Origin of the sequence: Pseudomonas sp. NPDC089395 (genome assembly GCF_044749525.1) — a bacterium.
Taxonomy (GTDB): domain Bacteria; phylum Pseudomonadota; class Gammaproteobacteria; order Pseudomonadales; family Pseudomonadaceae; genus Aquipseudomonas.
In genome coordinates this window covers 18,862-42,794 of the sequence record NZ_JBIVID010000007.1, presented here as the reverse complement: position 1 = coordinate 42,794, position 23,933 = coordinate 18,862, and the positions used below count along the sequence as shown (strand labels likewise).

21 protein-coding genes are annotated in these 23,933 nt (G+C 62.3%); 9 read left to right on the top strand and 12 right to left on the bottom strand.

The window, feature by feature from the left end; all coding sequences use genetic code 11:
- Window positions 1-17: 17 nt before the first annotated feature.
- Window positions 18-1,382 (top strand): formimidoylglutamate deiminase, encoded by a 1,365-nt coding sequence (locus ACIPZG_RS16295; protein ID WP_400715402.1) that lies wholly within the window; start codon window positions 18-20, stop codon window positions 1,380-1,382.
- A gap of 114 nt (window positions 1,383-1,496) precedes the next feature.
- Here the strand turns inward: ACIPZG_RS16295 and ACIPZG_RS16290 are convergent, their stop codons facing one another.
- From ACIPZG_RS16290 to ACIPZG_RS16270, 5 genes are all read right to left on the bottom strand, one after another.
- Entirely contained in the window at window positions 1,497-2,069 is a 573-nt protein-coding gene (locus tag ACIPZG_RS16290) for a lipocalin family protein (RefSeq protein WP_008094621.1), read from the bottom strand.
- A complete protein-coding gene (bamE, locus tag ACIPZG_RS16285; protein WP_008094623.1) occupies window positions 2,066-2,320 on the bottom strand; it encodes an outer membrane protein assembly factor BamE in 255 nt (84 codons plus the stop codon). Before bamE ends, ACIPZG_RS16290 begins: the two co-directional genes overlap by 4 nt.
- Window positions 2,321-2,550: 230 nt before the next feature.
- Window positions 2,551-3,147: a DUF924 family protein gene (locus ACIPZG_RS16280; protein WP_400715400.1), complete on the bottom strand. Its 597-nt coding sequence runs from the start codon at window positions 3,145-3,147 to the stop codon at window positions 2,551-2,553.
- A 3-nt stretch (window positions 3,148-3,150) separates the two neighbouring features.
- Complete coding sequence (locus tag ACIPZG_RS16275) at window positions 3,151-4,161, bottom strand: class 1 fructose-bisphosphatase (RefSeq protein WP_008100945.1); 1,011 nt, start codon at window positions 4,159-4,161, stop codon at window positions 3,151-3,153.
- 169 nt (window positions 4,162-4,330) lie between these two features.
- On the bottom strand, window positions 4,331-6,781 hold the full coding sequence (locus tag ACIPZG_RS16270) for a glycogen/starch/alpha-glucan phosphorylase (protein ID WP_400715398.1): 2,451 nt from the start codon (window positions 6,779-6,781) through the stop codon (window positions 4,331-4,333).
- 187 nt (window positions 6,782-6,968) lie between these two features.
- Between ACIPZG_RS16270 and ACIPZG_RS16265 the strand changes: the two genes are divergently transcribed.
- Window positions 6,969-7,373, top strand: a complete 405-nt coding sequence (locus ACIPZG_RS16265) for a YkgJ family cysteine cluster protein (RefSeq protein ID WP_400715718.1) — start codon at window positions 6,969-6,971, stop codon at window positions 7,371-7,373.
- A 416-nt stretch (window positions 7,374-7,789) separates the two neighbouring features.
- Here the strand turns inward: ACIPZG_RS16265 and ACIPZG_RS16260 are convergent, their stop codons facing one another.
- From ACIPZG_RS16260 to thiI, 3 genes are all read right to left on the bottom strand, one after another.
- Entirely contained in the window at window positions 7,790-9,193 is a 1,404-nt protein-coding gene (locus tag ACIPZG_RS16260; RefSeq protein WP_400715397.1) for a PhoPQ-activated pathogenicity-related family protein, read from the bottom strand.
- A gap of 200 nt (window positions 9,194-9,393) precedes the next feature.
- Window positions 9,394-11,214, bottom strand: coding sequence for a translational GTPase TypA (gene typA / locus ACIPZG_RS16255; protein WP_016395395.1), 1,821 nt, complete (start codon window positions 11,212-11,214; stop codon window positions 9,394-9,396).
- Between the two features lie 126 nt (window positions 11,215-11,340).
- On the bottom strand, window positions 11,341-12,795 hold the full coding sequence (gene thiI / locus ACIPZG_RS16250; protein ID WP_400715395.1) for a tRNA uracil 4-sulfurtransferase ThiI: 1,455 nt from the start codon (window positions 12,793-12,795) through the stop codon (window positions 11,341-11,343).
- A 410-nt stretch (window positions 12,796-13,205) separates the two neighbouring features.
- On the opposite strand from thiI, the gene glnA reads away from it, so the two are divergent.
- From glnA to ntrC, 4 genes are all read left to right on the top strand, one after another.
- Complete coding sequence (glnA, locus tag ACIPZG_RS16245) at window positions 13,206-14,612, top strand: type I glutamate--ammonia ligase (RefSeq protein WP_008095432.1); 1,407 nt, start codon at window positions 13,206-13,208, stop codon at window positions 14,610-14,612.
- A 152-nt stretch (window positions 14,613-14,764) separates the two neighbouring features.
- Window positions 14,765-15,307: a chorismate mutase gene (locus tag ACIPZG_RS16240; protein ID WP_400715393.1), complete on the top strand. Its 543-nt coding sequence runs from the start codon at window positions 14,765-14,767 to the stop codon at window positions 15,305-15,307.
- 253 nt (window positions 15,308-15,560) lie between these two features.
- The gene (gene glnL, locus ACIPZG_RS16235; protein ID WP_008095435.1) at window positions 15,561-16,646 is read left to right on the top strand and encodes a nitrogen regulation protein NR(II); all 1,086 of its coding nucleotides are present in this window, start codon (window positions 15,561-15,563) and stop codon (window positions 16,644-16,646) included.
- Window positions 16,643-18,079, top strand: a complete 1,437-nt coding sequence (gene ntrC, locus ACIPZG_RS16230) for a nitrogen regulation protein NR(I) (protein WP_400640224.1) — start codon at window positions 16,643-16,645, stop codon at window positions 18,077-18,079. Before glnL ends, ntrC begins: the two co-directional genes overlap by 4 nt.
- Before the next feature lie 384 nt (window positions 18,080-18,463).
- On the opposite strand, the gene ACIPZG_RS16225 is transcribed toward ntrC, so the two are convergent.
- The gene (locus ACIPZG_RS16225) at window positions 18,464-18,901 is read right to left on the bottom strand and encodes a hypothetical protein (RefSeq protein WP_400715392.1); all 438 of its coding nucleotides are present in this window, start codon (window positions 18,899-18,901) and stop codon (window positions 18,464-18,466) included.
- Here ACIPZG_RS16225 and trmL point away from each other — a divergent pair.
- A complete protein-coding gene (gene trmL / locus ACIPZG_RS16220; protein ID WP_008093177.1) occupies window positions 18,900-19,361 on the top strand; it encodes a tRNA (uridine(34)/cytosine(34)/5-carboxymethylaminomethyluridine(34)-2'-O)-methyltransferase TrmL in 462 nt (153 codons plus the stop codon). The two genes, ACIPZG_RS16225 and trmL, sit on opposite strands and share 2 nt — an antisense overlap.
- A 66-nt stretch (window positions 19,362-19,427) precedes the next feature.
- Here the strand turns inward: trmL and secB are convergent, their stop codons facing one another.
- Genes secB through ACIPZG_RS16205 form a run of 3 tightly spaced genes read right to left on the bottom strand, consistent with a single transcriptional unit; the run spans window position 19,428 to window position 20,622 of the window.
- Complete coding sequence (secB, locus tag ACIPZG_RS16215; RefSeq protein WP_400715390.1) at window positions 19,428-19,913, bottom strand: protein-export chaperone SecB; 486 nt, start codon at window positions 19,911-19,913, stop codon at window positions 19,428-19,430.
- Between the two features lie 39 nt (window positions 19,914-19,952).
- A complete protein-coding gene (grxC, locus tag ACIPZG_RS16210) occupies window positions 19,953-20,207 on the bottom strand; it encodes a glutaredoxin 3 (RefSeq protein WP_317660782.1) in 255 nt (84 codons plus the stop codon).
- 1 nt (window position 20,208) lies between these two features.
- Window positions 20,209-20,622, bottom strand: coding sequence for a rhodanese-like domain-containing protein (locus tag ACIPZG_RS16205; RefSeq protein ID WP_400715388.1), 414 nt, complete (start codon window positions 20,620-20,622; stop codon window positions 20,209-20,211).
- 205 nt (window positions 20,623-20,827) lie between these two features.
- Here ACIPZG_RS16205 and gpmI point away from each other — a divergent pair, with 205 nt between their 5' ends.
- Together gpmI and ACIPZG_RS16195 are read left to right on the top strand one after the other, a co-directional pair.
- Window positions 20,828-22,363, top strand: coding sequence for a 2,3-bisphosphoglycerate-independent phosphoglycerate mutase (gpmI, locus tag ACIPZG_RS16200; protein ID WP_400715386.1), 1,536 nt, complete (start codon window positions 20,828-20,830; stop codon window positions 22,361-22,363).
- 241 nt (window positions 22,364-22,604) lie between these two features.
- The gene (locus tag ACIPZG_RS16195) at window positions 22,605-23,891 is read left to right on the top strand and encodes a peptidoglycan DD-metalloendopeptidase family protein (RefSeq protein WP_400715384.1); all 1,287 of its coding nucleotides are present in this window, start codon (window positions 22,605-22,607) and stop codon (window positions 23,889-23,891) included.
- Window positions 23,892-23,933 lie beyond the last annotated feature (42 nt).

Genomic DNA, 23,933 nt, shown 5'->3' with positions numbered 1-23,933 from the left:
AATAACAGGATAGCGCAATGCCCGCCTACTTTGCCGAACGTGCCCTGCTGCCCAGCGGTTGGGCCAACAATGTCCGCCTTGAAGTAACTGCCGATGGCCGGCTGGCCGCCATCGAGGCCGATGCCAGCGCCGAGGGTGCCGAGCGACTGAACGGGCCCTTGCTGCCTGGCATGCCCAACCTGCACTCGCATGCCTTCCAGCGCGCCATGGCGGGCTTGGCGGAAGTGGCGGGCAACCCCAACGACAGCTTCTGGACCTGGCGCGAGCTGATGTATCGGCTGGTGGGCAAGGTCACGCCGGAGCACTTGCAGGTCATCGCTCGCCAGCTGTACATCGAGATGCTCAAGGCTGGGTACACCTCGGTGGCCGAGTTCCACTACGTGCATCATGACCAGGCCGGCAAGGCCTATGCCGACCCTGCCGAGCTGTCCCGCCGCATCAGCGCTGCCGCTGCCAGCAGCGGCATTGGCCTGACCTTGCTGCCGGTGCTGTACAGCCATGCCGGCTTCGGCGGACAGGCGCCCAACGACGGGCAGCGGCGCTTCATCAACTCCACCGAGCAGTACCTGCGCTTGCAAGAACAACTCGCCCCGCTGCTGGCCGCACAGCCGGCACAGCAACTGGGCCTGTGCTTCCACTCGCTGCGTGCGGTAACGCCAGCCCAGATTGCCGAAGTACTGGCCGCAAGCGATCAGCAATGCCCGATCCACATTCATATCGCCGAGCAGCAGAAAGAAGTCGACGACTGCCTGGCCTGGAGCGGCCAGCGTCCGCTGCAGTGGCTGTACCAGCATGTCGATGTGGATTCACGCTGGTGCCTGGTGCACGCCACCCATGCCGACCAGGATGAAGTCTCGGCCATGGCGCGCAGCGGGGCTGTGGCCGGCCTGTGCCTGACCACCGAGGCCAACCTGGGTGACGGTATCTTCCCGGCAGTGGACTACCTGGCCCAGGGCGGACGCATGGGCATTGGCTCGGACAGCCATGTGTCATTGAGCGTGGTCGAGGAACTGCGCTGGCTGGAATATGGCCAGCGGCTGCGGGACCAGCGGCGCAACCGTCTGTACCGCGAGGACCAGCCGATGGTCGGGCGCACGCTGTATGACGCGGCACTGTCGGGCGGCGCACAGGCACTGGGGCACCCAGTGGGTGAACTGGTGGTCGGCAAGCGTGCCGATTGGCTGGTGCTGGACGGGCAGGATCCGTACATCGCCATGGCCCAGGGCGATGCGATTCTCAACCGCTGGTTGTTTGCAGGCTCGGATCGCCAGGTGCGCGATGTGATGGTCAATGGGCAGTGGGTGGTGCGCCAGGGGCGGCATGCACAGGAAGAGGAAAGTGCGCGGGCGTTCGTTGAGGTATTGCGTCAGTTGCTGGGTTAGCAGGGGATTTTGGGGGAGCGGGCTTGCCCCGCGAAGAGGCCGGCCCAGACACTGGAGTGGCCTGGCACGGGCTTCGCCCGTGCTCGCGGGACAAGCCCGCTCCCACAAACAGCCTCAATGCATCTGTACGATCTGCTGGTCCGGCGTGCGCCAGATCAGCCGGCTGGTGTCATAACCTTGCTGCCGTGCCTTGGACAACAGGTTCTCGCGCTCCCAGGCAGGTAGTGTCGGCGTACGCGAAAGTATCCACAGGTACTTGCGATCCGGGCTGCCGACGATCGCCGTGCGGTAGCGATCATCCACGTACAGGATCCAGTACTCCCCCTTGGTCAGGCCCGGCACCGCTCGGGTGAACCAGTTGTCGAACTCCACCCACAACCTATCGGTGTGCCCCGGCTCCTGGATGCTGGCATGGCCCTCCGCGCGCAGCCACTCATCGCCGATGGTGCGGCAGCGGTTGAGGACGCCATACGAGCCATCGGGCTTGAGGTTGTAATGCGCCTCGGACTGGGCGCATTCACTCTGGTATGGCATCGGCAGGCGCGCCAGCTCGAACCACTTGCCTTGATAGCGCTTGAGGTCGACATTGCCGGCGGTCTTCGGCGCCAGCGGGTCGTTGGCCGAGGTGGCGCAGCCACCCAGCAGCATCACCAGGCACATCCCCAGCAGCAGGTGCACACGCGTCATTTGAGGCCCTGCCCTGAATACATCAGCACCTTGTCTGCGGCGTACTGAACGCTGATGAAGCTCTTCTCGTCCCCCCAGGTGCAGCTGCTCATGCCGAGCGCACCGGAGCACTCGGCAGGTGTGCCGAGCAGTTGCTCGACCTCGGCCTTGTTCATGCCGGCCTTGAGCTTGGAATAGTTTTCCTGATTGATCTTGCTGCACGCAGTCAGGACGACGCACAAGGACAACAGGGCGAGGGAACGCAACGACATGAAGGAACACTCCTGAAAGGTGGGTACAGGCGAGTGGCCTGCAGTGACCTTCGACGGGAAAATCCCTCCCTGGTTCCCTGCCACCCCCCCTTTCGTTCTACACCGTTGGTCGGCTGGCAGGGCGTTTCAGGATGTGGAAAGCACTTCGCGGGACAAGCCCGCTCTCACAGGGCCACCACGGCGGTCCTGTGAGAGCGGGCTTGTCCCGCGAAGAGGGTGAAGCAGACGACTCAGAACCTGGAGCCAGGCTCCAGCAAGAAGTCCATCTCATCACTGGTGCTAGGCCTGCCCAGCATCAGATTGCGATGCGGGAATCGCCCGAAGCGGGCAATCACTCGCTGGTGCTGCTCGGCGTAATCGAGGAAGCCTTCGAACAGTCGACGGTTCGCTTCCGGCTGCTCGTCCAGCAGGATCTGGTAACGCTCGACGCTCAGGTTCTGCCAGTCCAGCACCTCGGCATGCTCCAGCACCAGCAGCACGAACACCCTCTGGATCGGCAGCAACTGGTAGTCCCAGCCCTTCTGCAGCCCTTGCATGGCCACTACCTGGGCCCGCCGGTCGCCTTCGAAGGCGCGCGGCGTGTCGCGGTAGATCATGCGCGGCAGCTGATCCAGCAGGATCAGCAGACCCAGCCAGCCCTGGGGGCTCTGCTGCCACTCGTCGAGCCCGCCCGCCAGGGCATGCTCGACCAAGTCGCCAAACAGCGCCTGGGCTTCGGCATCGTGATGCTTGCCGAACCATAGCGTGCTCTGCTCGTCAGCCACGGCCTGGGCACTGGTACCCCAACCGAACCACCATTCCAGCAACGGCTGCCAAGGTGCGAGCATGGTTTACTCCTTGTGGTAGGCGGTCACGCGCTCGACCTCTTCCTTCGAGCCAAGGATCACCGACACGCGCTGGTGCAGGCTCTCGGGCTTGATGTCGAGGATGCGATCGTAACCGTTGGTGGACGCGCCGCCGGCCTGTTCGATGATGAACGACATCGGGTTGGCTTCGTACATCAGACGCAGCTTGCCCGGCTTGCTCGGCTCGCGGGCGTCGCGCGGGTACATGAACAGGCCGCCACGGGTCAGGATGCGGTGCACGTCGGCAACCATCGAGGCGATCCAGCGCATGTTGTAGTTCTTCTTCAGCGGACCGGTCTCACCGGCCAGCAGCTCGCCCACGTAGCGCTGTACCGGGGCTTCCCAGTGACGCTGGTTGGACATGTTGATGGCGAATTCGGCGGTGGTTGCCGGCACCTGGATGTTCTCGTGGGTCAGCACGAAGCTGCCCAGCTCGCGGTCCAGGGTGAAGCCCTTGACGCCGTTGCCCAGGGTCAGGATCAGCATGGTCTGAGGACCGTAGATCGCGTAACCGGCGGCGACCTGCTCGGTGCCTGGCTGAAGGAAGGCGTTTTCGTTGAGGGTTTCGTTCTGGCTCAGGTATTCGTTAGGGCAACGCAGCACCGAGAAGATGGTGCCGACCGAAACGTTGACGTCGATGTTCGACGAACCGTCCAGCGGGTCGAATACCAGCAGGTAGGCACCTTTCGGGTACTTGCCCGGAATCTGGTAGGCGTTGTCCATTTCCTCGGACGCCATGCCGGCCAGGTGGCCGCCCCACTCGTTGGCTTCGAGCAGGATGTCGTTGGAAATCACGTCGAGCTTCTTCTGTACTTCGCCCTGCACGTTTTCAGTGCCCATGCTGCCCAGCACACCGCCAAGGGCACCCTTGGACACATGGTGGCTGATTTCCTTGCACGCACGCGCCACCACTTCGATCAGGAAGCGCAGATCGGCAGGGGTATTGTTGCTGCGGGTCTGCTCAATCAGATAGCGACTCAGGGTAACGCGGGACATGTATTGCTCCGAAAGGGTTGGGGGGGAGAAAAACCCCCGCAGTTTACAGGGAGAGTTGCAAGCTAGCGAGCGATGAGACTTGCCTGGGCTGTCAGACGGCACAATAGGTCGGTAGTTCAGCGCTTGCCAGGCCGGTTGTCAGTTGGGGCTGCGCAGCAGCCCCAGTAAGTCAATCCAACGCCTTCCAGATCTCGGTAGCATATTCGCGAATGGTCCGGTCCGAAGAGAACCAGCCCATCCGCGCCGTGTTCAGCACCGCCATCCGCCACCACTCCTGCGGCGTATGCCACAACTCCTCGACCCTGCGCTGGGCATCCCAGTAGGCATCGAAATCGGCGCAGACCAGGAACCGGTCATAAGCCACCAGCCCGTCGATCAGCCCCGCGTAGCGCCCAGGATCGTCCGGCGAGAACACCCCACTGCGAATCGCCTGAAGCACATCGTTCAACCGATGGGAGCTGGCAATCGCGGCCCCGGCACCAAAATCGTTGGCCCGCTTGCGCGCCTCGACCTGCTGCGCAGTCAGGCCGAAGATGAACATGTTGTCGGCCCCCACGTGTTCGCACATCTCCACGTTGGCGCCGTCCAGGGTGCCGATGGTCAGCGCACCGTTGAGGCCGAACTTCATGTTGCTGGTACCTGAAGCCTCGTAGCCGGCGGTGGATATCTGCTCGGACAGGTCCGCGGCCGGGATGATGCTCTCGGCCAGGCTGACGTTGTAGTTGGGCAGGAACACCACCTTGAGCAGGCCGCGCACGGTCGGGTCGTTGTTGACCACGCGGGCGATGTCGTTGGCCAGCTTGATGATCAGCTTGGCCTGGTGGTAGCTCGCCGCCGCCTTGCCGGCGAAAATCTTCACCCGCGGCACCCAGTTGGTGCTGGGGTCGTTGCGAATGGCCTGGTACAGGGCGACGGTATGCAACAGGTTGAGCAGCTGGCGCTTGTACTCGTGGATCCGTTTGACCTGCACATCGAACAGCGCTTCAGGGTTCACCGTGACCCCGACCCGGTCCTGGATGATGCTAGCCAGCGCGCGCTTGCTGTGCAGCCGCTGGGCGGCGAAGGCTTTGCGGAAGCTGCTTTTGTCGGCGAAAGGCACCAGGTCGGCCAGGCGACCTTGCGGGTCGTCCAGCAGCTCGGGGCCCACAGCCTCGACCAGCATCGCCGTCAGTTGCGGGTTGGACAAGTACAACCAGCGGCGGAAGGTGATGCCGTTGGTCTTGTTGTTGATGCGTTTCGGGTAGAGCTTGTGCAGTTCGGCGAACACCGTGCTTTTCATCAGCTGGCTGTGCAGCGCCGACACGCCGTTGACGCTGTGCGAGCCGAGGAACGCCAGGTTGCCCATGCGCACCCGGCGACCGTTTTCTTCCTCGATCAGCGACACCGCGCGCAGCACGTCGAAATCGTGCAGGCCCTTGGCCCGCAGGGCATCGATGTGGAAGGCGTTGATCAGGTAGATGATCTGCATGTGCCGCGGCAGCATGCGCTCCATCAGTGCCACCGGCCAGGTTTCCAGCGCTTCGGGCAGCAGGGTGTGGTTGGTGTAGGCCAGCGTCCCAACGGTCAGCTCCCAGGCCTTTTCCCAAGGGATTTCATGCTGGTCGACCAGCAGTCGCATCAGCTCGGCCACAGCGATCGAGGGGTGGGTGTCGTTGAGCTGGATGGCCGCCGCATCGGGCAGGTTGAGCAGGTCCTTGTGCATGTTCAGGTGACGGCGCAGCAGATCCTGCAACGAAGCCGAGACGAAGAAGTATTCCTGGCGCAGGCGCAACTCCTGCCCCGCCTCGGTGCTGTCGGCCGGGTACAGGACCCGCGAAATGCTCTCGGCCCGCGCCACTTCCGCCACCGCGCCCAGGTGGTCGCCGGCATTGAAGCGCTCCAGATGCAGCTCTTCCAGCGCCCGCGCACGCCACAGCCGCAGGGTGTTGACGCTGGCGCCACGCCAGCCGACCACCGGCGTATCGTACGCCACCGCCCGCACCGTTTCGCCCGGCGTCCAGACCTGACGCTGGGCGCCATCGGCGTCGTTCAGCGTCTCGACACTGCCGCCGAAGCTGATCGGGTAGATCACTTCCGCCCGCTCGAACTCCCAGGGGTTGCCGAAGTCCAGCCAGTTCTCGGTCTGTTCCTGTTGCCAGCCATCGACCACCGCCTGGCGGAACAGGCCATGCTCATAACGAATGCCATAGCCGTGGGCAGCGATACCGAGGGTCGACATGCTTTCCATGAAGCACGCTGCCAGCCGGCCGAGGCCGCCGTTGCCCAGCGCTGCATCCGGTTCGAGCAGGCGAATGCGCTCCAGGTCCACATCCAGCCCTTGCAGCGCCTCGCGGGCAACGTCCAGCAAGCCAAGGTTGCTCAGGCTGTCGTACAGCAGTCGGCCAATGAGAAATTCCAGGGAGAGGTAGTACACCCGCTTCTGGCTGCGTCGATAGGCCCGGCGGGTGTGGTCCATCCAGTGGTCGACCATGTGGTCGCGGGCAGCCAGGGCGATGGCTTCGAACCAGTCGTGGTCGAAGGCGTGCTCGGGGTCCTTGCCGACCGCGTAGGTCAGCTTGTCCAGTACAGCGGCGCGAAAATCGGCCACCTCGGCGTCACGAGCTTTGGGTTCCTGGGACATGCGGCATCCTCGGGCAAGTTGACGAAAGCGCAGGGAGAGTGTTGAGACTAGACCCTTCGACAGGGAGTGACGATTACGGTTCGCAGATTTCGTGCCTGCTGGGTGAATCCGGCAAAAGGTTGTTCACAAATTGAACAACTCCGGTATGATCGCGCGCCCCAAGACCGTGATCCAGCTCTCTATAACGATGAAAACGACCCTGATTGCCGCGGCCGAAGTCGACCGCCTGGAAACCTGGCAGCGCTATGCCAGCCACATGTGCGGAGGCTGCCATTCGACGTGCTGCACCTTGCCGGTGGAAGTGAAGATCAAAGACCTGATCCGCATTGGCGTGGTGGACGAGTTCGAGAAGGACGAGCCGCCGAAGAACATCGCCAAACGCCTGCAGAAAGACGGCATCATCGAGCGCTTCAACCAGAAGTCGGGGATCTTCACCCTGACCCGCATGAGCAATGACGATTGCCTCTATCTGGATCGTAAGAGCCGGCTGTGCACCATTTATGACAAGCGCCCGGATACCTGCCGGAACCATCCGAAGATCGGGCCGCGGCCGGGCTACTGCGCGTACAAGCCGAAAGTGGTTGGGCGTTGACGGTTCCATGCGCACGTCTCGGATTTTGTGCCGGGGCGTAAATCGAGCGCCGCGCGGGCGGCGCTCGATCTCATGGGCGCTGAAGATGTCGCGACAGGCGCCTACTGGCCCGCATGCAATCTCAATGAAAAAGTTAGTCCCCGATCCGCCCCACCATTTTGACCTGCCAGACGGCACTACTTGAGCGCATTGGCCAAGGCGCTGTTGGACGATGCTGAGCTGGGCATGATGCGCTGATCGCAAGCGGGGAAGTTTCAGAAAGCGCCCTCCTTCCTGCTCCGCCGATGTAGGAGCGGCCTTGTGTCGCGAAAGGGCCGCAAAGCGGCCCCAGGGCCTCGGCAGCGCTGCATCAGTTGCTGGGGCTGCTCTGCAGCCCTTTCGCGACACAAGGCCGCTCCTACAGCGACCCTGCGGGGTCAGTTGGGGAAGGTTCTGCAGGCCTGGCCATTGTCCTTCGGCGGATGGCTCGGGAAGGTCTCAGGCAACACCGTCACCGGGCTGGTGGCGACGAATCCATCAGCAAACTGCGCTTCCACGAACCGCGCCTGCCACCCTTGCGACGGCGCAGTCCAATCCAGGCTGAAAGCTTCGCTGGGCACTAATGTCTGGGATGTGTAGCGAACGCCACAAGCATGCCGAAAATCCCGGTCCTCGCCGTTGTGCGCAGTCCAGACCTTCATAGCTACAGGCACTTCAGATAAGCGCACCTGCAAACGCCCCACCTCCTCGCCCGACAACACCTGCACGCCAGGCAGAGGCCGACCCGCCTGGATACGCTTAACAAAAGGTACGAGCGTAGTGGCAACATGCGCGCGCACGCCGCCATGGTCCGAATTCGGCAGCACCCTGAGGCTTGTCTGGCCCGGCAGGCGCTGCAGGTAGTCGGTGGCGTGGTCGGGCGCAAAGAAATCATCCCCGCTGGCGGATACCAGGTACTTGGGTATTTCCAGGCGAGCGCCCGGCTCATCCAGGTACTGCATCGGGTCCATCAGCCCCATCAGCCGCTCGAAGGCTGGGCTGCCCAACTGCTGCAAGACACCCGCTGCCTGATAGGGCCAAAGCGCCAGCGGCCATGCACCACCGTAGCGCTTGCGCAAGCCGGTCAACATATCGGTGGTGTCGGCAATATCGATGACACCAGGCACGATGGCGATCACCCGCTCATCGGCCATGGCTGTCAGCCACGCACTCCAACCGCGCTTGGATGCTCCTGTGATGATGAAGCGCTCGATGCGCAACTCGGGAAGTGCTGCTGACGTGAGGTTCATGGCCCTGCTCGCGGCGGCGGCCATCGGCACCTGCAGGGGTAGCTCCGGCGCGGCGGCTTCGCTGCGCAGCGAATGCGCCCAAGTGTGGGCCACGGCATGATCCTCGCGCATCGGCGCTTGTGCATCGCTGAAGGTCACGTACTGGTTGGGCACGTCGCTGATCATTGCCACAACGGTCTGCGTCTGCACAGCCACCGCACTCAGCGCCTCGGACGAGTAGTCGGGTGTTTGTTGTTCCTCACCAAACCTCACACCGTTATTCACCACCAGCAGCGCCTTTTCCTGCAAGGCAGCGTCGGGCACATACAGCTCGACGCGGTGCTCCCACAAGCGGGGTTCGACCACCGGTTCAGGCGCCCAGGTCTGCGAGGTCATCCGGTACTGATAAAGGGTATAGCCCTGCGCGGGTGTCCTCTGCTCAAGCTGGTACTGCAGCGGCGCCTGCCTTACCTTTTCGACATGACAGCGGGCCACTTCCTGCGGGCGCAGCCCGCGGCAGTCCTGCTGGGCACTGGCCTGGAAACAGACAGCGAGACAGGGGATTACCAGCAAATAGCGACAGTTCATGCTCCGTGCTCCATGGGAAAGAGCCGGCAACGTAGGCAACGGGTCCAAGTGCCACAAGGTGGCTGAATTCACAGTCGAACATGCAGCCGCAAAACACAGCCGCTTCCTACAGCCACTTTCCACAAGGCAAACAAAAACGCCCCCGGTCTTTCGACCGGGGGCGTTTTCATTCAGCCTGAGCTAACTCAGTTCTTGGCTTTCTTGGCAGCGCGGGTACGCTCGCCTTCGTCCAGGATCTTCTTGCGCAGACGGATCGACTTCGGCGTGACTTCGCACAGCTCGTCGTCCTGGATGAATTCCAGGGCCTGTTCCAGGGTGTGGCGAACTGGCGGAACCAGGGCGATGACTTCGTCTTTGCCCGAAGCACGCATGTTGTCGAGCTTCTTGCCTTTGGTCGGGTTCACGCCCAGGTCGTTGTCGCGGCTGTTCAGGCCGATGATCTGACCGTTGTAGATCTCTTGACCGTGCTCGACGAACAGCTTGCCACGCGCCTGCAGGGTTTCCAGCGAGTAGGTCAGTGCCTTGCCGGTCTCGACCGAAACCAGTACGCCGTTGAGGCGGCCGGACATCTGGCCCGACTTCATGGTGTCGTAGCGATCGAAGATCGAGGTCAGGATGCCTGCACCGTTGGTCAGGGTCAGGAACTGGTTACGGAAACCGATCAGACCACGGGCTGGAATGTTGTACTCCAGGCGCACACGGCCTTTGCCATCCGGAACCATGTTGGTCAGGTCGCCTTTACGCAGACCCATTTCTTCCATGACTTTGCCCTGCGAATCTTCAGGGATGTCGATGGTGACGTTCTCGAACGGCTCCTGCTTAACGCCGTCGACTTCGCGGATGATCACTTCAGGACGGCCTACGGCCATCTCGAAGCCTTCACGGCGCATGGTTTCGATCAGTACCGACAGGTGCAGCTCACCACGGCCCGATACCTTGAACTTGTCAGGGGAATCGGTTTCCTGAACGCGCAGAGCAACGTTGTACAGCAGCTCCTTGTCCAGACGGTCCTTGATGTTACGGCTGGTGACGAACTTGCCTTCCTTGCCGCAGAACGGCGAGTCGTTGACCTGGAAGGTCATCGAAACGGTCGGCTCGTCGACGGTCAGCGGCTTCATCGCTTCTACCGCGTCCGGGGCGCACAGGGTGTCGGAGATGAACAGCTCGTCGAAACCGCTGATGCAGACGATGTCGCCGGCCTGGGCTTCTTCGACGTCAACACGGTGCAGGCCGTGGTGACCCATCAGCTTCAGGATACGGCCGTTGCGCTTCTTGCCGTTGGTGTCGATGGCGACAACCGGGGTGTTCGGCTTGACGCGACCACGGGCGATGCGGCCAACGCCGATAACACCGAGGAAGCTGTTGTAGTCCAGTGCGGAGATCTGCATCTGGAACGAACCGTCACGGTCGACGTCCGGTGCTGGTACGTTGTCGACGATCGACTGGTACAGCGCGGTCATGTCTTCGCCCATGGCGGTGTGGTCCAGGCCGGCAATGCCGTTCAGGGCCGAGGCGTACACAACTTTGAAGTCCAGCTGTTCGTCGGTGGCACCGAGGTTGTCGAACAGGTCGAAGATCTGGTCCAGAACCCAGTCAGGACGCGCGCCCGGACGGTCGACCTTGTTGATCACGACGATCGGCTTCAGACCGGCTTCGAAGGCCTTCTTGGTCACGAAGCGGGTTTGCGGCATCGGGCCGTCCTGGGCGTCGACCAGCAGCAGCACGGAGTCGACCATCGACATTACACGCTCAACCTCGCCACCGAAGTCGGCGTGGCCGGGGGTGTCGACGATGTTGATGTGGTAGCCGTTCCAGTTGATGGCGGTGTTCTTCGCCAGAATGGTAATGCCGCGCTCTTTTTCCTGGTCGTTGGAGTCCATGACGCGCTCGTCGTTGAGCTCGTTACGCTCCAGAGTGCCGGACTGACGCAGGAGTTTGTCGACGAGGGTGGTTTTACCATGGTCAACGTGGGCGATGATGGCGATGTTACGCAGATTTTCGATCACAACTGTATCTCGATCAGAGGATTCGGTTGCCGCCAGTCTAGGCGGCCAATATGAAGTTAAAAGGCTCAGCGGGCCCGGCGGTCGGGAGGGCGATGGCGGATGCTGCCGCCATACAGCCCTGGCATCTTATGCCGGACGATAAACACGCACATTGGCATGTCCCTCACTGAGCAGGTGGTGTGCGTGCAGTCGGCTCATCACACCTTTGTCGCAATACAGCAAGTACTGGCGGGTTTCATCCAGCTGCTTGAACTTGCTGTTGATCGCGTAGAACGGCATCACCTGGACTTCAACGCCCTCGAGCACCAGAGGGTCGTCTTCCTGGGCGTCGGGGTGACGGATGTCGATGACGATCTGGCCTGGCAGCGCTTCGCGTACTTCCTCGACTTCCACGTCCTTGCCCAGCTCGTCGATCACGTGGTCGATGGAGATGAACTTGGCGCGTTCGAGGGCGCGTTCCAGCACGGCCATGTCGAATTGTTTCTCTTCATGCTCCATGCGATGACGCTTGGCATGAGTCGTCGGGTTCACCGAGATCACGCCGCAGTATTCAGGCATGTGCTTGGCGAAATCGGCGGTGCCGATCTCGTTGGCCTGGTCGATGATGTCCTGCTTGTGGCTGGCCAGCAATGGGCGCAGTACCAGCTTGTCGGTCGCCGAATCGATGATCGACAGGTTCGGCAGCGTCTGGCTGGAGACCTGGGAGATCGCCTCGCCGGTCACCAGCGCTTCGATTTCCAGACGATCGGCCATGTGCGCGGCGCCGCGCAGCATCATGCGCTTGAGGGTCACGCCCATGTAGCTGTTGTCGACCTTGTTGAGGATCTCGCCAACCACTTCTTCGAACGGCACGCTGATGAACAGCACGCGCTGGCTGCTGCCGTATTTCTTCCACAGGTAGTGGGCGACTTCCATCACCCCCAGCTCGTGGGCGCGGCCGCCGAGGTTGAAGAAGCAGAAGTGGGTCATCAGGCCACGGCGCATCATCTGGTAGGCCGCCACGGTGGAGTCGAAACCACCGGACATCAGCACCAGGGTCTGCTCCAGGGCGCCCAGCGGGTAGCCGCCAATGCCCTGGTGCTGGTTGTGGATGACGTACAGGCGCTGGTTGCGGATTTCGATGCGCACCAGCACTTCAGGGTTCTTCAGGTCGATGCCGGCGGCGCCGCACTGCTGGCGCAACTGGCTGCCGACGTAGCGGTCGACGTCCATCGAGGTGAAGTCGTGGTGGCCGCCACGCTTGCAGCGCACGGCGAAGCGCTTGCCTTCCAGCAGGTGACCGAAGTGCTGCTTGCACTTGGCGACGATGTCGTCGAAGTCGCCCAGCGGGTATTCCTCGACCTGCAGGAAATGGGTGATACCCGGCGTGCAGGTGAGGCGCTCGATCATCTCGCGCTGGACCTTCTCGTCCTCGACGCGGGTAACCACTTCGAGATTGTCCCAGACACCATCGACCGCGAGCTCAGGATCGAGGTCCTTGAGCACGTTGCGGATGTTCTTGCCGAGCTGGCGGATGAAGCGCTTGCGCACCGGCCGGCTCTTGATGGTGATCTCTGGGAAGACTTTGACGATAAGTTTCATTGGTTTAACAGCGCGCGCAGGGCCTGCCGAAAATGAGGGGCGCGAATTATATCGGAAATTGCTCAGGATTTGACCAACTTTTGTACAGAAGGTTGGATTTATGTTTGCCCGCACCGGCCTCATCGCCGGCAAGCCGGCGATGAGGCCCTCAAAGGAAGCACAAACCCGACCGAATGCACCTTTTTGGTGCTCGCCTACCCAAATCCGCATCTTAAGAGTGCATTTTTTGCCAGCCCCACACCCCGGGATGCCCGCAAACGCCCCTTTTTATCCCAACCTCGCCATTTTCGGGCACTGGCATGCAATTTGCTCCCTTGTGAGGCAGGTAAGCTTGGCCGACTATCCGCGCCCAGCAACACCCTTTTTCCAGGGCGGCGGCCCACCGCGCTCTAGACCCTCCGGAGGACAACATGTCGAAGTCGGTTCAACTCATCAAAGATCATGACGTCAAGTGGATTGATCTGCGTTTCACGGACACCAAAGGCATTCAGCATCACGTGACCATGCCGGCGCGTGATGGCCTGGACGAAGACTTCTTCGAAGTCGGCAAGATGTTCGACGGTTCCTCCATTGCTGGCTGGAAAGGCATCGAAGCGTCCGACATGATCCTCATGCCGGTCGACGACACCGCCGTACTGGACCCGTTCACCGAAGAACCGACCCTGATCATCACCTGCGACATCGTCGACCCGTCGAGCATGCAGGGCTACGATCGCGACCCGCGTGGCATCGCCAAGCGCGCCGAAGAGTACCTGAAGAGCACCGGCATCGGTGACACCGTATTCGCTGGCCCAGAGCCAGAGTTCTTCATCTTCGACGAAGTGAAGTTCCAGTCGGACATCTCCGGCTCGATGTTCAAGATCTTCTCCGAGCAAGGCTCGTGGATGACCGGTGCTGACGTGGAAGGCGGCAACAAAGGCCACCGTCCAGGCGTGAAAGGCGGCTACTTCCCGGTTCCGCCGTTCGACCACGACCACGAAATCCGTACTGCCATGTGCAACGCACTGGAAGAAATGGGTCAGACCGTTGAAGTTCACCACCACGAAGTGGCGACTGCCGGCCAGAACGAAATCGGCGTCAAGTTCAACACCCTGGTGAAGAAGGCTGACGAAGTACAGGCCCTGAAATACGTCGTGCACAACGTTGCCGACGCTTACGGCCGCACCGCCACCTTCATGCCGAAGCCACTGTACGGCGACAACGGCTCGGGCATGCACGTGCACATGTCGATCTGGAAAGACGGCAAGAACACCTTCTCGGGTGAAGGCTATGCCGGCCTGTCCGACACCGCCCTGTACTTCATCGGCGGTATCATCAAGCACGGTAAGGCCCTGAACGGCTTCACCAACCCGTCGACCAACTCCTACAAGCGTCTGGTCCCAGGCTTCGAAGCCCCGGTAATGCTGGCCTACTCGGCTCGCAACCGTTCCGCCTCGATCCGTATTCCTTACGTCGGCAGCCCGAAAGCCCGTCGTATCGAAGCACGCTTCCCGGACCCATCGGCCAACCCGTACCTGGCCTTCGCGGCCCTGCTGATGGCTGGCCTGGACGGCATCCAGAACAAGATCCACCCAGGCGATGCTGCCGACAAGAACCTGTACGACCTGCCACCTGAAGAGGCCAAGGACATCCCGCAAGTTTGCGGCAGCCTGAAAGAAGCCCTGGAAGAGCTGGATAAAGGCCGTGCGTTCCTGACCAAGGGCGGCGTGTTCTCCGACGACTTCATCGATGCCTTCATCGAGCTGAAGTCGGAAGAAGAGATCAAGGTCCGCACCTTCGTACACCCGCTGGAATACGAGCTGTACTACAGCTGCTGATTTGATCGGCGCCTGGCGCTGATCAACGTCACATGAAACGGCCTCCTTCGGGAGGCCGTTTCTGTTTCTACCTTCAGCAATTTCGGAAGGTTCCTACCCGAGAAACACGGCAGCTTCTCCACACTCGACGCTTCGCCCACTGGAGACTTGCCATGCGTCCTTTTCCCCTCGTCGCCCTTGTCGCCTTGAGCCTTGCAGGGTGCACCACAACCTCGACAGACAGCCCCGCGCTCGTCCCCCTACTCGACGCCATCGAACAACGCTTGAGCCTGGCCGAGGCCGTTGCGCTGCACAAGTGGGACCAGGGCCAACCGGTGCAGGCAACGCAGCGCGAACAGCAGGTGCTTGCGCATGTCCGCGCGGCCGCACCCGCTTATGGCCTGGTCCCGAACCGCGCCGAAGCCTTCTTCGCCGACCAGATCGAAGCCAACAAACTGGTGCAGTACACCTTGCTCTCCCGCTGGCATCGCCAGGGTGTGGCGCCCGACACACCACGCCAGGACCTGCAGCAACAGCTGCGCCCGCAGCTCGATCAACTGCAGGCCACGCTGCTAGGGCAACTGGCCGCATTCGAGCAGCACCCGCCACGCGCCTGCGCCGCCCGACTGGCTGATGCCCTGGCCAGCCGCCCGGTGGACAACCTGACCCGCAACGCACTGATCCGCGCCACCGGCCAACTGTGCGATAAACCCTGAAACCTCTATGCTCTATATTGGTGCATCCGATTGAGTGTGGACCTTCGGTGCAGCCCAAAATGGACCACAAAAAACGTTAAACCAGGGCATTCTGGTCCGAATTTGCGCAATTGCAGGCCTTTTTCGGCTTATTCCGCTTCTTTTCGGAGCCTTGGTTTGTTTCTTGCATTTTCCTGGCATCTGCGGATCCATAGCGCGCCCGCCCCAGGTCACGCCGGGGGCTGCCAGCGCCAAAAGAGGTCACCGACGCCTTATGACCATCAGCGATGCACAGCACCGTCTGCTTCTGGACAACCTGACCACCGCCACGCTTCTGCTCAACGCAGAGCTGCGCCTGGAGTACATGAACCCGGCCGCCGAAATGCTGCTGGCTGTCAGCGGTCAACGCAGCCACGGGCAATTCATCAGCGAGCTGTTCACCGAGTCGACCGAGGCGCTCAATTCCTTGCGTCAGGCGGTGGAACATGCGCACCCCTTCACCAAGCGTGAAGCGCAACTGACCTCACTGACCGGGCAGACCATCACCGTCGACTACGCGGTGACGCCGATCCTGCACCAGGGCAATACCCTGCTGCTGCTGGAGGTGCACCCGCGCGACCGCCTGCTGCGCATCACCAAGGAAGAAGCCCAGCTGAGCAAACAGGAAACCACCAAGATGCTGGTGCGTGGCCTGGCCCACGAAATCAAGAACCCACTGGGCGGCATCCGTGGCGCAGCGCAGTTGCTGGCGCGCGAGCTGCCCGAAGACGGGCTGCGCGACTACACCAACGTGATCATCGAGGAAGCCGACCGCCTGCGTAACCTGGTCGACCGCATGCTCGGTTCGAACAAGCTGCCGTCACTGGCCATGACCAACATCCACGAGGTGCTGGAGCGCGTCTGCAGCCTGGTCGACGCCGAAAGCCAGGGATGCATCACGTTGGTGCGCGATTACGACCCCAGCTTGCCGGACCTGCTCATCGACCGCGAGCAGATGATCCAGGCGGTACTGAACATCGTGCGCAACGCGATGCAGGCCATCAGCTCGCAGAACGAGCTGCGCCTGGGCCGCATCACCCTGCGCAGCCGTGCGGTGCGTCAGTTCACCATCGGCCATGTGCGTCACCGCCTGGTGGCCCGGGTCGAGATCATCGACAACGGCCCGGGCATTCCGGCGGAACTGCAGGACACCCTCTTCTATCCCATGGTCAGTGGACGCCCGGACGGTACCGGGCTGGGCCTGGCCATCACCCAGAACATCATCAGCCAGCACCAGGGCCTGATCGAATGTGAAAGCCACGCGGGCCACACCGCGTTCTCGATCTTCCTGCCTCTGGAACAAGGAGTCACCGCCTCATGAGCCGAAGTGAAACCGTATGGATCGTCGACGATGATCGCTCCATCCGCTGGGTCCTGGAAAAAGCCCTGCAACAGGAAGGCATGACGACCCAGAGCTTCGACAGCGCAGATGGCGTAATGGGCCGCCTGGCTCGGCAGCAGCCGGACGTGATCATTTCCGACATTCGCATGCCCGGCGCCAGTGGCCTGGACCTGCTGGCGCAGATCCGCGAACAGCACCCGCGTCTGCCGGTCATCATCATGACCGCCCATTCCGACCTGGACAGCGCCGTGGCCTCCTACCAGGGCGGCGCCTTCGAGTACCTGCCCAAGCCGTTCGATGTCGACGAAGCGGTGTCGCTGGTCAAGCGCGCCAACCAGCACGCCCAGGAACAGCAAGGCCTCGACGTCCCCCAGGCGCTGGCCCGCACCCCCGAGATCATCGGCGAAGCGCCAGCGATGCAGGAGGTGTTTCGTGCCATTGGCCGGCTCAGCCATTCCAATATCACCGTGTTGATCAACGGTGAGTCGGGTACCGGCAAAGAGCTGGTGGCGCATGCCCTGCATCGCCACAGCCCACGAGCGGCCTCGCCGTTCATCGCGCTGAACATGGCCGCTATTCCCAAGGACCTGATGGAGTCGGAGCTGTTCGGCCACGAGAAAGGCGCGTTCACCGGTGCAGCCAACCTGCGTCGCGGTCGCTTCGAACAGGCGGACGGTGGCACCCTGTTCCTCGACGAGATCGGCGACATGCCGGCCGATACCCAGACCCGCCTGCTGCGGGTGCTGGCCGATGGCGAGTTCTATCGCGTCGGCGGCCATGTACCGGTGAAGGTCGATGTGCGAATCATCGCTGCGACTCACCAGAATCTCGAGTCGCTGGTACAGGCGGGCAAGTTCCGCGAGGACTTGTTCCACCGGCTCAACGTCATCCGCATTCATATCCCCCGGCTGGCCGACCGCCGCGAGGATATTCCGGCCCTGGCCCGGCACTTCCTTGGCCGCGCCGCGCAGGAGTTGGCCGTCGAGCCGAAGCTGCTGAAGCCGGAAACCGAAGAATTCATCCGCAACCTGCCTTGGCCCGGTAACGTTCGCCAGCTGGAAAACACCTGCCGCTGGATCACCGTGATGGCCTCCAGCCGCGAAGTGCTGATCGGCGACCTGCCGCCCGAGCTACTGAACCTGCCCCAGGACGCCGCCCCGGTCACCAACTGGGAACAGGCGCTGCGCCAGTGGGCTGACCAGGCCCTGGCACGCGGACAGTCGAACCTGCTCGACAGCGCCGTGCCCAGTTTCGAACGGATCATGATCGAGACCGCGCTCAAGCATACGGCGGGACGACGTCGTGATGCGGCGGTGCTGCTGGGGTGGGGACGCAATACCCTGACCCGCAAGATCAAGGAGCTGGGGATGAATGTGGATGGTGGGGATGATGATGAGGGGGATGAACATTAAGGCCTGATAGGTCAGCTTGATTGCTGGGGCTGCTGCGCAGCCCTTTCGCGACACAAGGCCGCTCCTACAGAAGCAACGCAGTCCCTGTAGGAGCGGCCTTGTGTCGCGAAAGGGCCGCAAAGCGGCCCCAGCCATTTGAGACCCATGCACCGATCCTGTGCCCCCTGCACCGCCCCAAGGCACAAATCCCCCCGAATCCCGACCAAATCCCCCTAAAAGCCCAATATTCCCGGGCTTTGCAAAACTGGCACGCCCCCTGCAATAACCAAGACATCTCCAGTTTCGGGGGCCTCGGTACAGGCAGGCCGGGTGAACCCCTCTTTTATTCGCAGTCCGCGCAAGTTTTGGGGACCTCGGTACAGGCAGGCCGGGAAATCCCCTCTTTTATTCGTGCAGCCGTACCTGCACACGCCAACGCCCAGCGTCTTCTGCACCGGCCCACTCGCCGTGCAGGGGGCGCGCGGCCACCAGGGTCAACAGCAACCCCTCTTCACTCTTCTGCAAACGCCAACCCACCGGCTTGCCCTGCAGGCTCAATTGCCCGCGCTGGGCCTTGCCCTGGGCTTCGAACAACACCGCAACCGTCCCCTCGACATGCTCACCGTGCAGCTTCGGCTCTTCGTTGAACCACAGGTCAAGACCATCCTGCACCACGTCCACCTGTTCCAGGACACGCTCATCCGGCGACGTCAGGCGACCGATCATCAGCCCCACCATCACGCCGACGATCGCAAGGGACAGCAGCACACGCGGGAAGCCCTTCGATCGCAGGTCCGCTTCAGGGGTAGAATGCTCGCCATCTTCATGCTTGGAGCCGTGCATGTTTCACGTCATCCTCTTTCAACCAGAAATTCCGCCGAATACCGGCAACATCATCCGCCTGTGCGCCAACAGCGGTTGCGACCTGCACCTGATCGAGCCGATCAGTTTCGAGCTGGACGACAAACGCCTGCGCCGCGCTGGGCTGGATTACCACGAGTATGCCACGCTCAAGCGCCACGAAAGCCTGGCCGGATGCCTGGAAAGCCTGGGCAATCCGCGGCTGTTCGCCTTTACCACCAAGGGCTCGCATCCGTTCCACGAAGTGGCCTATCAGCCGGGTGATGCATTTTTGTTCGGGCCCGAGAGCCGTGGCCTGCCGGCCGAAGTGCTGGACAGCCTGCCGGCCGAGCAGCGCCTGCGCCTGCCGATGCGGCCGGGGTGCCGCAGCCTGAACCTGTCCAATACCGTGGCGGTGACGGTGTATGAGGCGTGGCGGCAACAAGGGTTTGCCGGGAGTTGATACACGGCCTGTACCGGCCAATAAAAAGGCGACCACGAGGGTCGCCTTTTTTTACTAACAGCAGAATTACTGCACGGTCGGCGCTTCGCCAGCTTCCTGCATGCGCTGCATTTCTTGCGCGTACAGGGCGTCGAAGTTCACCGGCGACAGCATCAGGGCCGGGAACGAACCACGGGTCACCAGGCTGTCCAGGGTCTCGCGTGCATACGGGAACAGGATGTTCGGGCAGAACGCACCGAGGGTGTGGCTCATCGAAGAGGCATCGAGGTTCTTGATCAGGAAGATACCGGCTTGCTGCACTTCGGCGATGAAGGCCACTTCGTCACCGTTCTTGACGGTCACCGACAGGGTCAGCACCACTTCATGGAAGTCGCCTTCCAGGCCTTTCTGCTTGGTGTTCAGGTCCAGGGCAACGCTCGGCTCCCACTGCTGGCGGAAGATCTGCGGGCTTTTCGGCGCCTCGAACGACAGGTCACGCACGTAGATGCGCTGCAGGGAGAACTGAGGGCTGTTGTCTTCGGCGGCTGCGCCGTTGGTCTGTTGGTCAGTCATGGCAGGTCCTTATCCTAATGTTTTTGAATGCAGTGCAAATCAGGCCGCCAGCAGCGCGTCGAGCTTGCCGGCGCGCTCCAGGGCATAGAGGTCATCGCAGCCTCCAACGTGGGTAGTGCCGATCCAGATCTGCGGCACCGAGGTACGGCCGGCTTTCTGGCTCATCTCGGCGCGCACCTGCGGCTTGCCGTCGACCTTGATTTCCTCGAAGGCCACGCCCTTGCTCTCGAGCAGGTACTTGGCGCGCATGCAGTAGGGGCAATAGTCGCTGGAGTAGACGATGACGGGCTTCATATCACTTCACCAGGGGCAGGTTATCGGCTTTCCAGCTGGAAACGCCACCGCTGAGCTTGGCGGCGGTGTAACCAGCCTTGAGCAGATCACGGCAGACCGTGCCGGACTGCTGGCCCATCGCATCGACGATGATCAGGGTCTTCTCTTTATGCTTGTCCAGCTCGGCCATGCGGTTGGCCAGCTTGTCCTGCGGGATGCTCACTGCACCGACGATGTGGCCGGCGGAATAATCCTTGGACGGGCGGATATCGATGACCAGGGCCTTGTCGGCGTTGACCAGCGCGGTCAGTTGGCCATTGCTCAGGCTCTGGCCGCCGCGGCTAATTTCATTGACCAGCAAGGCAACCAGCAAAACGACGAAGATGGCAACCAGGATGTAGTGATCTGTCGCGAATTGAATCAGGTGAGCAACCATCAGCGGTGTTCCAGGCGATTGAAAATGCCGGCCAGTATACACAGCCCCCCATGACCGCCAAAGCCCGACAGGCCGGGCGGGAGAGTCACTTCATGTTCCAGACAGGGCTCGCCGGTCAGGCGATAGGACGATTATTCGCCGCAGGTGGCGTATTTGCCCTAAAATGCGTGTCTTTATCATCTTTGAACAACCGTGAGTTTGATTGATGACGAGTACGCCCAAACCCCTGGTGCTGATCATCCTGGATGGATTCGGCCACAGCGAAAGCCCCGAATACAACGCCATCTATGCCGCCAACACACCGGTCTATGACCGCCTGCGCGCCAGCCAGCCGCATGGCTTGATCTCCGGCTCAGGCATGGATGTCGGCCTGCCGGACGGGCAGATGGGCAACTCCGAAGTCGGTCACATGAACCTCGGCGCCGGCCGCGTCGTCTACCAGGACTTCACCCGGGTGACCAAGGCCATCCGCGACGGCGAGTTCTTCCACAACCCGGTACTCTCCGGCGCGGTGGACAAGGCTGTGGGTGCCGGCAAGGCCGTGCATATCCTCGGCCTGCTCTCCGACGGCGGCGTGCACAGCCACCAGGACCACCTGGTCGCCATGGCCGAACTGGCCGCGCAGCGTGGCGCCGAGAACATCTACCTGCACGCCTTCCTCGATGGCCGTGACACCCCACCGCGTAGCGCTCAGTCGTCCATCGAACTGCTCGATGCGGCCTTCGCCAAGCTCGGCAAGGGCCGTATCGCCAGCCTGATCGGCCGCTACTACGCGATGGACCGTGACAACCGCTGGGACCGCGTCAGCGCCGCCTACAACCTGATCGTCGACAGCGTTGCCGATTACAGCGCCGACAGCGCCGTGGCCGGCCTCGAAGCGGCTTATGCACGTGACGAGAGCGACGAGTTCGTCAAAGCCACGCGCATCGGCGAAGCGGTCAAGGTCGAAGACGGCGACGCCGTGATCTTCATGAACTTCCGCGCCGACCGCGCTCGCGAATTGTCGCGTGTGTTCGTCGAGGCCGATTTCAACGAGTTCCCGCGGGCGCGTCTGCCGAAACTGGCGGCCTACATCGGCCTGACCCAGTACTCGGCGAAGATTCCGGCCCCTGCGGCCTTCGCACCTGCCAGCCTGAACAACGTGCTGGGTGAATACCTGGCGAAGAACGGCAAGACCCAGCTGCGTATCGCCGAAACCGAGAAGTACGCCCACGTCACCTTCTTCTTCTCGGGCGGCCGCGAAGAACCCTTCGAAGGCGAAGAGCGCATCCTCATCCCGTCGCCGAAGGTCGCCACCTACGACCTGCAGCCAGAAATGAGCGCACCTGAGGTCACCGACCGTATCGTCGAGGCCATCGAGCAGCAGCGCTATGACGTGATCGTGGTCAACTACGCCAACGGCGACATGGTTGGCCACACCGGCGTGTTCGATGCCGCGGTCAAGGCGGTCGAGGCACTCGACGGTTGCGTCGGGCGCATCGTCGAGGCGCTGGACAAGGTGGGCGGCGAAGCGCTGATCACCGCCGACCACGGCAACGTCGAGCAGATGGAAGACGCGTGCACCGGCCAGGCGCACACCGCCCACACCACCGAGCCGGTGCCGTTCATCTATGTCGGCAAGCGCAAGGTCAAGGTTCGCGAAGGCGGCGTGCTGGCCGACGTGGCACCGACCATGCTCGAGCTGCTGGGGCTGGAGAAGCCGGTGGAAATGACCGGTACTTCGATTCTGGTCGACGCCTGATTGGCACTGGGGGCGCTTTGCGCCCCATTCGCGGGACAAGCCCGCTCCCACAGGTGCTTCAAAGCATTCACGTCTTGTGCAGTCCCTGTGGGAGCGGGCTTGCCCCGCGAATGGGCTGCAAAGCAGCCCCCATACAGATGAATTCCGGACAAACGCCTCGCCGCACCCGCAGCGAGGCGTTTTTTTTGCAGGCCCGCGCGGGCATACTAGGCCAGTCTCCATCCCTGGTACGCCAAACCCCATGCTCCGCGCCCTGATCCTACTCGCCCTGTCTTGCCTGCTCAGTCCGGCCTTTGCCGATGAGCGCGCACAGACCCAGCAACAACTGGACGCCACCCGCCAGGACATCGCCGAGCTCAAGAAGATGCTGGGCAAGCTCCAGGAAGAAAAGGCCGGCGTGCAGAAAGACCTCAAGTCCACCGAGACCGACATCGGCAACCTCGAAAAGCAGGTGGAGGCACTGCAGCAAGAACTAAAAAAGACCGAGGGCGAGCTGGAGCGCCTTGATACCGAGAAAAAAAAACTCCAGAGCGCCCGTATTGAACAGCAGCGACTGATCGCCATCCAGGCCCGTTCCGCCTACCAGAACAATGGCCGCGAGGAATACATCAAGCTGCTGCTCAACCAGCAGAATCCCGAGAAGTTCGCCCGCACCCTCTCCTACTACGATTACCTGAGCAAGGCGCGCACGGAGCAACTGCGCGCCTTCAACGAGACCCTGCGCCAGCTGGGCAACGTCGAACAGGACATCGGCCGCCAGCAAGAACAGCTGCTGAGCCAGCGCGCCGACCTCGACGGCCGCCGCCAGGCCCTGGAGGCCGAACGCAGCAAGCGCCAGCAAGTGCTGGCCAAGCTCAACAGCGACGTGAAGGACCGCGGCCTTAAGCTGCAGGCCCGCGAACAGGACCAGGCCGATCTGGGCAAAGTACTCAAGACCATCGAGGAAACCCTGGCCCGCCAGGCCCGCGAGGCCGAGGAAGCACGCAAGAAAGCCCTGCTCGCCCAGCAGGAAGCCGAGAAGCGTCGCCAGCAACAAGCCCTGGCCGCCCGCGACGAAGACGAACCACCGAAAAAGGCCCGCACCACCCTCGGCCCGATTGTTTCCGGCGACGGCGCCAGCTACGGCGGTGCATTTTCCGCCGCGCGGGGAAAACTTCCTTGGCCCGTCAATGGTCGATTGCTGGCGCGCTTCGGCGATGCCCGCGGCAGCGATGCCCGCGCCAAGTGGGACGGTGTGATGATCAGCGCCAACCCAGGCACCCAGGTGCGCGCCGTGCACGGCGGGCGCGTGGTGTTCGCCGACTGGTTGCGTGGCGCCGGACTTCTGGTCATTCTCGACCATGGCAATGGTTACTTGAGCCTGTATGGCCATAACCAGAGTCTGCTCAAGAGCGCCGGTGACATCGTCAAGGCCGGCGAAGCCATTTCCACCGTTGGCGACAGCGGTGGCCAGGACAGCGCGGGTTTGTACTTCGCCATCCGCCAGCAGGGCCGGCCCACCGACCCTGCGCAGTGGTGCAGAGGTTGAGTTCATTTTTTACGGCGTAGCGCCAGGCGCTGCGCCGATGCT